The sequence below is a fragment of the Arthrobacter sp. Cr_A7 genome (assembly GCF_029222765.1).
In the GTDB taxonomy this organism is placed as follows: domain Bacteria; phylum Actinomycetota; class Actinomycetes; order Actinomycetales; family Micrococcaceae; genus Arthrobacter.
Genome location: NZ_JARHXQ010000295.1, coordinates 1 through 2,826, shown reverse-complemented (window position 1 = coordinate 2,826; position 2,826 = coordinate 1). Strand labels below are relative to the sequence as shown.

At 67.3% G+C, this 2,826-nt stretch carries 4 protein-coding genes; 2 read left to right on the top strand and 2 right to left on the bottom strand.

What is annotated here, in order from left to right; all coding sequences use genetic code 11:
- Window positions 1–258: 258 nt before the first annotated feature.
- Window positions 259–906, bottom strand: coding sequence for a GNAT family protein (locus tag P2Q66_RS17315; protein ID WP_275730140.1), 648 nt, complete (start codon window positions 904–906; stop codon window positions 259–261).
- Between the two features lie 31 nt (window positions 907–937).
- Window positions 938–1,732, bottom strand: a complete 795-nt coding sequence (locus tag P2Q66_RS17310) for a hypothetical protein (RefSeq protein WP_275730139.1) — start codon at window positions 1,730–1,732, stop codon at window positions 938–940.
- 59 nt (window positions 1,733–1,791) lie between these two features.
- On the opposite strand from P2Q66_RS17310, the gene P2Q66_RS17305 reads away from it, so the two are divergent.
- Together P2Q66_RS17305 and P2Q66_RS17300 are read left to right on the top strand one after the other, a co-directional pair.
- Window positions 1,792–2,328 carry an A24 family peptidase gene (locus P2Q66_RS17305; RefSeq protein WP_115524370.1) on the top strand — a complete coding sequence of 179 codons (537 nt, stop codon included), beginning with the start codon at window positions 1,792–1,794 and terminating at the stop codon, window positions 2,326–2,328.
- A gap of 26 nt (window positions 2,329–2,354) precedes the next feature.
- The gene (locus tag P2Q66_RS17300) at window positions 2,355–2,825 is read left to right on the top strand and encodes an NUDIX domain-containing protein (protein WP_275730137.1); all 471 of its coding nucleotides are present in this window, start codon (window positions 2,355–2,357) and stop codon (window positions 2,823–2,825) included.
- Window position 2,826: the final 1 nt, after the last annotated feature.

Genomic DNA, 2,826 nt, shown 5'->3' with positions numbered 1-2,826 from the left:
CGCGTGCCAAGGCGCGCCATCGGCGTCGAGAGGCACAAGCCTGGTCACGGGCCTTCTCGTAGGAGCGCATCGCGGCGCATCGGCTGCCGGAGGTCGCCCAGCGACCGCAGGTGGCCCTATGCGTCGTGTCTAAGCGACGGAGAAGGACCGTGGCCTGGCGAACCCAGCCACGGCGCTGCACTCAACCCGACGGCGAAGCGCTGGGGGCGGACGAACCCGGCCACAACGCAGCGGACGGACCCGGCCACGGCAACGAGATCAGGTGACCTTCAGGAACGCTGCTGCTGCTTCGTGGCCCTTGACCTGGAGGGTCCAGTCGGGGCGTTTGAAGGTCTCGGGGGTGAGGCGGACGTGCTGGACTGTTTCGACCGTGGTGCCCCAGGCCTCGCGGGTGGTTCCGTTGAGCTCGTAGCCGAGGGAGCGGGAGACACCCAGGGAGGCTTTGTTCCAGGCTGCTGCCTCTGATTCGGCGGCGTCGGCGCCGAGCCAGTCGAAGGCGTACAGTGCGACCGCGGCGCGCATCTCCTTGCCCAGTCCCTGCCCCTGGGCGGACTGCTTGAGCCAGGAGCCGGTGGAAACTGTGCGAAGGGTGGCGAAGTCCTTCGCGCCCACGTCCTGGCAGCCCAGGAATTCCCCGCCGCGCCAGATGCCCAGGAGCAGGGTCCAGCTTTCGGGGGTACATTCCGCGCGGCACTTCCAGTACCAGCGGGCCATGTTGGGGCCGAGCTCCTCTGCGGGAAGCTCGGCCCACGGGGTGCTGAACGGGTTCCTGCCGGCCTGGTGGATGCCGCTGCGGGCCGCGGCCACGGCGCTGGGGATCTCGTCGTCCGTGATCGGGCGGAGTTCGAGCCGTGGGGTGGCCAGCCTGAGGTCGAAGAGTGGCCAGACGGAGCTCAGCGTAGTCATCAGCGAAGCCTAGCTGATGGCGCGGAAAGGGTCAGGCCGGGATGTCCCAGCTGATGTGCCGCCGCACATCCGTAAGGTTCATCGACTCGGCCAGGAACAGGTCATCTAGCATGTACTCGTCCACCGCGATGATCCGGAGCCAGTGGCCGTATTCTTCGCTCCCGGGCTCCAAGGACTGGCTGGCCACGCAGACCCCGGTGCCCAGGTCCACCCGGATGCGGGACGGCCCCGGAAGGCAGAGGGGCGCCGCGGGGTCACCGGGATGGTAGGCCGCCGTGGGCGTCACAAGTGCCTCGAACGCCGGCCTGCCCTCGTGGTCGACGGTGTGAAGTTCCTGTACCTGGACTGCGTTGCTGCCCGGGAACTCCAGGGGCACCGGTGCGTTGCCGGCGAGTTCCACCGGATCGAGTGCTGCCGAGAAGCGGCCATTCCCGAATCCGGGCTCCCCGTAGGCAGCCTCGGGCCGACGCTTGACCAGGCCCGCGTCATCGTAGACGGGGGTGACCAGATGCGGCGGCAGCAGCCAGGATTTCCGGGTGGAACTGACGTAGAAGCCATCCCGCGAGTCGTTGATGCCGGTGGTGCTGTGGAGGACCAGTCCCTCCGGGCTTTCCAGACGGAGTGCTCCCGGCCGGCGAAGCCACGCCCTGACCAGGGGTGCGCCGGGAGAAGGTGCCTCGGCGAAGGGTTCGTCCCAGTACTCAAAGCGCAGGGACTGCCACTTCCATGGCGAGGAGCGGCACAGGTTGCGGAACGTGGTGATCGGATCTGCGGGGGATGCGCCGCCGTTCGGATCCGGGCGGTGCCGGCTATCCCATGTCGCCATATCCACAGTTTACGCGGGCGCGGTAGGGCGGCCAGGGGAATTCCAGTAGCATCCGGAGGGTGATCGGACGACTCGGCGAACTGTGGCAGCACAATCCCGTGGCCTTTTGGCTGGTGCTTGCGGCGTGCCTGTACTTTGCCGTGATGGCTGTCCGGCTGACGGTGATCGATGTCCGTCACCATCTGCTGCCCAACCGGATCGTGTTCCCGTCCTATGCCGTGGCCGGTGTGCTGCTGCTGGCGGCAGCTGCTGTGGCGGGTGCTGCCGAGCCGGAGGGTCCGCTTCCCGCCCTTCTCGCCGTTCCGGTGCGGGTGGTGGCCGGAGCCGGGTTGCTGTGGCTCTTCTATTTCGTCCTTCGGGTTGTTTATCCGCCGGGCATGGGGTTTGGTGACGTCAAGCTGGCCGGGGTACTGGGGATGTACCTGGGCTACCTGGGCTGGGGGCACCTTTTTGCCGGTACTTTCCTGGCGTTCCTGCTGGGTGGCCTGTGGTCCATTGCCCTGCTTGCGGCGCGGCGGGGAACTCTGAAGTCCTCCATTCCGTTTGGCCCGTTCATGCTGGCCGGGGCGGCCGCCGCCATGCTGCTGCCCGCCTGAGAAGCAGCACTGGGTAGGCTGGCCGTATGCCTGCGCCTGACTACATCCTGAGTTTGCGGAAGAAGATCGGTAATGCCCCGCTGTGGGTCCCCGCGGTCAGGGGAGTGGTGGTGGACGCTTCGGGCCGCATCCTGCTCGCCCAGCGGGCGGACAACCGGCAGTGGGCGCTGATCAGCGGAATACTGGATCCGGGGGAGCAGCCAGCCCGCGGCCTGGTGCGGGAAATCTTTGAGGAAACCGCCGTGGTGGCCGAAGCCGAGCGTGTGGTGTCCGTGGGGGCCGTGGGCCCTTTCACCTACCCGAACGGTGACGTCTGCGAGTTCCTCGACGTGGTTTTTCTCTGCCGGTACATCAGCGGGACTGCAAGGGTCAACGATGACGAATCCCTGGCGGTGGGCTGGTTCGCCATGGATGAACTCCCCGATCTTATGCCGGGGCACCTGACCAGCATCCGGCACGCCCTGGCACCTGCCGAGGCGGTGCACTTCGAACCCTGAC

What these genes read in the sequence shown, in the direction of transcription:
- P2Q66_RS17315 (WP_275730140.1), bottom strand. Translation starts at nt 906, where the DNA reads ATGACTACGCTGAGCTCCGTCTGGCCACTCTTCGACCTCAGGCTGGCC.
- P2Q66_RS17310 (WP_275730139.1), bottom strand. Translation starts at nt 1,732, where the DNA reads ATGGCGACATGGGATAGCCGGCACCGCCCGGATCCGAACGGCGGCGCA.
- P2Q66_RS17300 (WP_275730137.1), top strand. Translation starts at nt 2,355, where the DNA reads ATGCCTGCGCCTGACTACATCCTGAGTTTGCGGAAGAAGATCGGTAAT.